General features: G+C 69.6%; 7 protein-coding genes (1 of these 7 only partly in view). 1 reads left to right on the forward strand and 6 read right to left on the reverse strand.

What is annotated here, in order from left to right; translation table 11 throughout:
• Positions 1–19 precede the first annotated feature (19 nt).
• The 6 genes from AC1RN5_RS04805 to hfaA all read right to left on the reverse strand — a co-directional run bounded on the left by AC1RN5_RS04805 (position 20) and on the right by hfaA (position 7,081).
• Positions 20–769, reverse strand: a complete 750-nt coding sequence (locus AC1RN5_RS04805; RefSeq protein ID WP_493040107.1) for a class I SAM-dependent methyltransferase — start codon at positions 767–769, stop codon at positions 20–22.
• A gap of 114 nt (positions 770–883) precedes the next feature.
• Complete coding sequence (locus tag AC1RN5_RS04810; RefSeq protein WP_493040108.1) at positions 884–1,405, reverse strand: hypothetical protein; 522 nt, start codon at positions 1,403–1,405, stop codon at positions 884–886.
• A gap of 106 nt (positions 1,406–1,511) precedes the next feature.
• Positions 1,512–4,403, reverse strand: a complete 2,892-nt coding sequence (locus AC1RN5_RS04815) for a M16 family metallopeptidase (protein ID WP_493040109.1) — start codon at positions 4,401–4,403, stop codon at positions 1,512–1,514.
• A 90-nt stretch (positions 4,404–4,493) separates the two neighbouring features.
• Entirely contained in the window at positions 4,494–5,720 is a 1,227-nt protein-coding gene (hfaD, locus tag AC1RN5_RS04820) for a holdfast anchor protein HfaD (RefSeq protein ID WP_493040110.1), read from the reverse strand.
• On the reverse strand, positions 5,650–6,654 hold the full coding sequence (gene hfaB / locus AC1RN5_RS04825) for a holdfast anchoring protein HfaB (RefSeq protein WP_493040111.1): 1,005 nt from the start codon (positions 6,652–6,654) through the stop codon (positions 5,650–5,652). Before hfaB ends, hfaD begins: the two co-directional genes overlap by 71 nt.
• Positions 6,644–7,081 carry a holdfast anchoring protein HfaA gene (hfaA, locus tag AC1RN5_RS04830; protein ID WP_493040112.1) on the reverse strand — a complete coding sequence of 146 codons (438 nt, stop codon included), beginning with the start codon at positions 7,079–7,081 and terminating at the stop codon, positions 6,644–6,646. The genes hfaB and hfaA overlap by 11 nt, the downstream gene beginning before the upstream one ends.
• Positions 7,082–7,244: 163 nt before the next feature.
• On the opposite strand from hfaA, the gene AC1RN5_RS04835 reads away from it, so the two are divergent.
• On the forward strand, positions 7,245–7,418 hold the beginning of the coding sequence (locus AC1RN5_RS04835) for a rhomboid family intramembrane serine protease (RefSeq protein WP_493040113.1). The gene runs 465 nt beyond the window's last position; 174 of the gene's 639 nt are visible here — the first part of the coding sequence; its start codon is at positions 7,245–7,247; its stop codon lies beyond the right edge, outside the window.

The following is a 7,418-nucleotide window of genomic DNA, read 5'->3' on the forward strand; positions in this document are numbered from 1 at the left end:
TTGGAGATCGATCCGGGGCCTACCGTTTCACGGCCTCGATCAGGAAGCGGGTGTAGGTGAAGCGCAGGGGTTGGCCGGCGTCCAGCTGAGCTTGCAGGGCTTGGAGCGGGCCAAGGTGGCGCTCGACATCGAAATCCTGGATCACCCAGGGGATGGCCTTGAGGAAATAGATCAGGGCGCCGACGTCGGCGAAGGTGACGGGGCCGCGCCATTCCTCGGCGCGGCGGATCTCGGCGCCGAGGGCCTCGAAGTCCGCGCGCACGCGGGCCAGGGTGTTGTCGGGGTAGGGGAGCTGGGCGCCGAAGGCGGCGGTGAGGTCGGCCAGGTTGTCGCCGCCCACCTGCTGGGTGAGGAAGACGCCGCCCGGCTTGAGGATCCTGCACATCTCCGCGGCGCGAAAGCCGCCGTGGCGGTTGAGCACCAGGTCGAAGCTTTCGTCCTCGAAGGGCATGCCCGAGCGCGTATTGCCCTGGAAAACCGGCACCCCCAGGGGCTCCAGCCGCCGCCGCGCCACCGGGAGATTGGGGACGAACCCCTCGACGGCCGTCGCCCGGCCGGGGAAGGGGGCGAGGCTGGCGAAGATCTCCCCGCCGCCGGTGGCGACGTCCAGGATGTCGGAGGCCTGGGCTACGGCGGCCCTGGCCAGGGCCAGATAGTCCCAGGGGGGCTCGGCCTCGACGAAGCGGCCCGCGATGCGGGAGAAGTCCCAGCCCTCGAAGGGCGCGGCGGCGTCTCGAAGCCACTGGTTCAGGTGTCGGCTGGCGCGCATGGGTCCGTGCTCGCAGGTGGGGGCGGGATCGTCTACTGGCGATCGACCGATCTCAGATCGCGGAGGGGCCCGTGGCGACGCGGGCTCCTTCTGCGTCTTAGATCCTCGTCGGGTTCAGGTTCGGGGCCATTCAAAGCCCTCATGGAACAGCGCAAGCGGCTCGTCAGGCGCACGCCCGTACATTTCGGTTATGACGTCCGTGGCGAACTTCGCGACGTCACAATCCTCGACCCTAAGATATGAGACCCCATTCATAGAGCAGGGACGCGGTTCAAGTCCGCGGGCCTGGGCAAACGCTTTGAATTTCTCCACCTCCCTAATATTCCGTCGAGCAAGCAGAACCCAGTCAAAGCCCGCCCTCCCGTTCTCGAAGGATATATTGAGGTTCACCGGATCGTCAGGACCTGAAGGATCGGCCGCACTGAACGTCAGACCTGCAAATCTGACGGCCGCCGATCCTTCAGATATCGCCTGCACCAAGGCCGGTAGGTCGTCCGGCCGGGCCGCCACGGGCTTGAGCAATCGGGGCCGGCCCCAGGCCTTGCCCCGGTCCCAGACCAACCCTCGATCCCCCAGGACATAGGCCGCCATCATGCAGAGCGCAGCAGCAAGTCCAAAGGCGCCGGCAAGATTCATGGATCCGTCGCCCCTCTATTGAACCTGCCGTAGGGGCGAAGGTCGCTTTGGTCGAGGGCCTCTGTCAACGCGGTGACGACTAAGAGGAGAGCGCCGAGGTTGGTCCCTACTTCCCCGGCTTGATCTCCAGCATCCACATCTTGTCGTCCACCAGGACCTCCTGGGCGGCGCGGCGGACGTCGGCGACGGTGACGCGTTCGGTGCCGGGGATGATGGCGCGGGTGGCCTCCAGGCGGCGGGGGTCGCCCTGCGCGCCCGACAGCTCATTCAGCCAGTAGCCGTTGGTCTCACGCGCCTTCTCGATCTGGTCGATGCGGGGCTTCTTGGCCCGTTCCAGCTCGTCGGGGGTGATGTCCTTGGCGCGCAGGTCGGCGGCGATCTTGCGGACGTCGGCGAAGAAGGCCGGCAGCTTCTCCGGCGGTATCTCGACATTGGCCGAGACATAGCCCCAGCCGGGCCAGACCATGGAGTGGTTGTAGCTGACCTGGGGCGAATAGGTGGCCCCCTGGCTCTCGCGCAGCTCCTCGATCAGGCGCAGCTCCAGCACCTCGCCCATGACGGCGGTGTCGCGGGCCTTCTGGGGGTTGGCGAAGAAGTCGTTGGTGGGCCAGGCGAGGAAGCCGATGGCCTGGTCGGCGCGGCCCTTGTGGGTGCGCTGGACCGGTGTCGCCACCCCGGCCGGGAAGGCGACCTGGCGGCGGGCGGGATCGGCGGGCGGCGGCTCGGCGCGCGGGGGCAGGGCGCCGAAGGTGGCGGCGACGGCCTCGATGGCCTTGTCGACGGTGATGTCGCCGACGATCACCACCTCGATGGGGCCGCCGGCGATGGCGGGCGCGATCTCGGCCTGGAACTCCGACAGCTTGGCGTCGGCGATCTGGCCGCGGCTGGGGAAGACCCAGCGCTGGTCGCCGGGGTGCAGCAGGCCGGCCAGGTCGCGGCTGAGCACGCCGCTATCGGTGGACTCGTACTGGTCGTGGATGGTCTTGCCGGCGGTCTTCAGGCGCTGGAAGGCCTCGGGCCGCCAGCCGGGTTCGGCGACGTAGGCGGTGAGCACCTGCAGCTGGGTGTCCAGGTCCTCCGGGCGGGTGCCGCCGGAGAGGACGAAGGCCTCGTCGGCGATGCCGAACTGGGCGCCGTAGACCTGCTTGGCCAGGACACGCTCCATGTCCTCGGCGCTGATCTGCTTCAGGCCGCCCTCGACATAGGCGCCGGCGGCCCAGGCCACGCTCTGGCGGTCCTTGGGCAGGTCGACCCGGCCCTTGCCGACATTGACGCGGACCAGGACCTCGTCGTCCTGGAAATGGGTCGGCTTGACGGTGAGGCGCACGCCGTTGGCGAAGCGGACGAAGACCGCGTCGAGGTCGGCGACATCCTTGGTCTCCACCACCTTGCCAGGGGTTCCGAAGCTGCCATAGGGCCAGGCGACGGTGGCGATGGCGGTGGGGGCGGTGACCTCGACCTTGCGCGAGGCGTCCAGGGCCTGGAGCAGGGCCGGTTCGCCGCCGGCGATGGGCTGGGGCGAGGTCATGAAGACCAGCGGGCCGTCGCCGTCGAAGGCGGCCTTCAGGGCCGCGGAGACCTGGGCGGCCTTCAGCCCCTTCACGGTGGCCTCGAAGAAGGCCAGGTCCTGCACCGGATTGGTGACCACCTCGTCGTCGGAGAGCGAGCCGACGATCTCGCCGGCCAGTTCCGAAGGCGTGCGGGTGGCGGCGCCGGACGCGTCGGCCTTGAGGCTGGCGCGGATCTCCTCGATCTCGCGGTCCAGCTCGTCCTGGCGCACGCCGTACTGGATGATGCGGCGCTGCTCCTGGTCGGCGGCGGAAAGCGCGTCCTTCCAGCGGCTGGCCTCGGCGTTGACGGTGATCATGGTCAGTTCGGCGGCGTCGTACTCGTCGCTCTTGAAGGCCCCGGCCCCCAGGAAGGGCGGCGTCCCGGAGCGGCTGAGGCTGGAGAAGCGGCGGTTCAGCACCGAGAAGCCCAGGCGCTCGATGAAGTCGCGGCGGCGCTTGGCCTGGGTGTCGGGGGCGGTGTCGGGCGGGCCGATCCAGGCCAGCTGCAGGGACAGGGGCGCGCCGCTCTCCACCACCAGCTTCGCCTCCGGGCCGCGGGGGGCGACGGGGCCGAGGTCGGGGTCGGCGCCGGCGGGGCCGGCGGGGGCCCAGTCGCCGAAGCGGGCCTTGATCTTGGCCTCCATGGCGTCGAGGTCGAAGTCGCCGACGGCCACCAGGGTGGCGCGCTCGGGCCGGTAGTACTGATGATAGTAGTCGGCGATCAGACCGGCCGGGGCGTTCCGCAGCACCTCGACCTTGCCGATGGGATAGCGGGTCGGCGGGCGCTGGCCCTTGAGCATGAAGTCCAGGCGGGCCTTGTAGACGCGGTAGGGCGGGTTATCCCGGGCGCGTTCCTCCGACAGCACCACGCCGCGCTCGCGGTCGACGGCGGCCTGGTCGATGGTGAGGTTCCCGGCCGTCTCGCGCAGGAGCATCAGGGAGGTGTCGACGGTCTCGGCGTCGGTGCGCGGCAGGTCGAGCTTGTAGACGGTCTCGTCGAAGTCGGTCGACGCGTTGGTGTCGGCCCCGAAGGCCAGGCCCAGGCGCTCCAGGATCTTGATCATGTCGCCCTCGGGCACGTTCTTCGAGCCGTTGAAGGCCATGTGCTCAAGGAAGTGGGCGAGGCCGGCCTGGGCGTCGGTCTCCATCAGGGAGCCGGCGTCGAAGCGCAGGCGCAGGGCGGCCTGGCCGGCGGGCGTCGACTGCTTGCGGATGGCGTAGCGCATGCCGTTGGGCAAGGCGCCGAAGCGGATCTCGGGATCGGCGGGGACGTCGGAGCGGACCTGGGGCCACTGGCCGGGCGGCGGCTTGGCCGGGGCGACGGCCGGGGTCTTGTCCTGTCCGAACCCGAACCCCCCAAACTTGGGCGCCGACAGGTGGGGGACGGCGCAGGCGCTGAGGGCCAGGGCCGAAAGCAGCGCGCCCAGGGCGCGCAAGGGACGGATCATCAAGGCTTTCCGGGTCGATCTCTTAAGAAGGTCGGGCACCATGCGCCGGGGCTCGTGGCGGGCGCAAGGCGGGAAGGGGGCGGGGACGCCCTACTCGCCGGGGCGGCTGACATAGTAGGTGGCGGTGTTGCCCACGGCGTTGGCCACGCCCGAGACCGAGCGGCCGGTGGTCATGGTGGCCGTCGCCGTGGCCCCGACATCGACGGTGTTGCTCTGGCTGTTGGCCACCGTCAGGCGGCCCGAGCAGTCGGCGCAGGAATAGCCGACCGCCGAGTTGCCGGTCGCCGTGGCCGAGGCCAGGCCGTCATAGCCCTCGCCGCCGGTCCAGGCCGCCACGGCCTCGATGCCGCCGCCCTCGTTGAACTGGGTGTTGTCGATCACCACCTCGCCGCCGATGTCGCCCATCACCGCGCTGTTGCCGACGCCGCTGGAGACCGCCGCGCCGGCGCCGAAATTGGCCGCCGAGCTCTCGGCCTGGGCCCGGACATAGGCCTGGTTGCCCTGGTTGACGGTGGCGTCCAGCAGATAGCCCTCGTTCACGGCGTTGAGATTGTTGCCGGCGGCGATGGCGGTGGTCTTGGCGTCCTGCACCTGGCCGAAGGCGGTGAAGTGGGAGGCGTGGGTGGTGTCGGCGGTGTTCTGCTGGTCGGCGATCATCCGCACGCCCGAGCCGCCGTCGCCGGAGAGGGAGACATTGTTGCCCATGGCGCCGGCGGTCATCTCCGCCGTGCCGGTGACCAGGCCATAGACCCCGCCGCCGTCGGAATAGGCGGTTCCGGCGTTGGCCTGGTTCACGCGCACCCCGGCGGCCGCGACGCTGACCCCGAGGTTCTGGTTGTTGGCCACGGCCTGGGTGGAGGTGGCCACGTCGCCGGCCTGGGCGTCGGGCGCCTCGATATGGCTGTGGGCGTAGAGGGTCGAGGCGGTCGTGGCCTGGTTGAAGACGCCCGTCAGGGTCCCGCCGTAGATGCTGGCGTCGCCGAGGTTGCCGCCGGCGGTGGTGGTCAGGTTGGTGGCCGCGCCGGAATTGGCGCCGACATTGAGCACGGTGTCGGCCACCACGTCGCCGCTGGAGGTCTGGTTGGAGCGGATGTCGAGGTCGCCGCCGTCGGTGGAGGCGGCGTAGACGTTGGCCGTCGCCGTCGTATTGGCGGTGGTGGAGTCGCTGACGGTCTCGACGTTCAGGGTTTGCTGGCTGAAGACGTCGCCGAGCTGGACCTGGTTGTTCAGGACCGTGCTGGTCTGGCTAGTAGCGGCCCCGCACGGCAGGATCCCGACGAGAATTCCAGCGAGAAGGATCGGACCGCGTTTCAGCATTGTTGGTGCCCAGGTTGTTGTAGGCCGGCACATAGCCGCCGGTGATGCCCACCGTGCCGTCGCCCAGGGGGTCCGAGGCCAGGCAGGCGCGGGGTCCGGGCATGCCGTAGAGGTTGGCGGTCATCTCGACGACGGCGCGCTCGACGAGGGCGCGGACGGCGAGCTGCATGGGCTCCAGGGCCCCGGCGCCGGCCGAGACGTCGAAGACGTTGCCGCCCAGGAAGTCGAAGAGGCCGATGCCCACTTCGCGGCCCACCACCTGCTTCTGGTAGGAGATGACGTCCACCACCTCCAGCGTGCGGGTGTTGATGAGCCGCATGTCGAGGCCGATGTTCATGACGAACATGCGGCCACGGAAGGAGCCCTTGAGCTCCTTGGCGTCCGGGCTGCCGCCGGTGAGGTCGGCGCCGGAGGAGCGGATGTTGAAGTTCAGCTCGGTGACGCCGCCGGCGACGTAGAAGTCCGAACCCGGCACCTGGCCGGCCAGGATGCGCCGATAGTCGGCCGCCTGGTCGGGGGCGGGGTTGGGGGCGTCGGAGATCAGCTTGTTGTTGGCGTACTTCAGCTCCAGCTCGGAGACCGAGGTGTCGAAGCGTTCCACCAGCGGCATGCCGGCCTTGGCGAAGGCCGACATCGCCATCAGCGAGGCGCCCTGGGTGATCTTGCGGCCCGAGCCGTCGGATTCCGACTTGCCGGTGTAGTCGGCGATGCGGCCCACGGCGATGCGCGGGGCCACCAGCTTGGCGTTGCGGGCGTAGCCGGCCATGCAGACCAGGGCCGCGGAATAGGGGGTCGGGTTGGCGGTGACCGGGGCGGTGCCGATGGCGCGGGAATAGTTGCCGCTGGGGCCCGCCACCGGGGTGGCGCAGCCGGCCAAGCCGAGGGCCGCGGCGCTGAGCGCGCCGGCGACGCGTTGGAGAGAGCTACTGACCACTGCCGACCCCTCCGTTGGCGCTGGCGTTGGCGGTCACCGCGCCGGTGTTGGTCTGGGTCGAGTTGATGATGACGGTGTTGTAGTTGCCCTGGGTGACCACGGTCAGGTTGTTGCCGATCGCCGTGGCGCCCCCCGAGAGCGCGCCGACCCCGGCATAGGCGTCCACGACGCCCGAGGTGCTGGAGAAGCTGGACTGGTCCTCGCCGGTGAGCATGAGGCCGTCGACGATGATGCGGTTGCCGTTGGCGTCGCGGGTGGAGACCTCCACCGGATGGTTCTCCGAGCCCGCCACGCGGCCGTAGCCGGCGTTGAAGTCGGCGGAGTTGGTGGCCATCGCCTGGGCCTGGGCCTGACCCGCGGCCAGGGCGCAGGCGAGCGCGCAGGCGAGCCCGAGGAGACGCGGCGCGGCGGGGGGAGCAGCGGCCATGGAAATACGAAAACCTCGCGCGGACCAAACGTCTGCCCAGGCAGGAGCAACGAGCGTGCCAAAACTGGACAGCGCGCACTAAAGAGCAAAGACACTGGCGATTTGGTTAATGCGACTCAGCGAACCACCCGGTTTCGCTATTCTTTTGCGTGTGGAGAGCCCGTTGGACCAACCGCGTGAACCCGCCTTCAACGCCCCCTGGCCGGCCCTGGCCATGGCCGCGGTGATCATCGGAGGGTTCGGCCTGCAGACATTCCTGCCGCCTGAGCAAATCTTGCCGACCTACGGCTTCTCGCCCCAGGCGATGGCGCAGGGGCGGTGGATCACCGTGTTCAGC

The sequence above is a fragment of the Phenylobacterium sp. GW821-FHT12F10 genome, assembly GCF_058806695.1.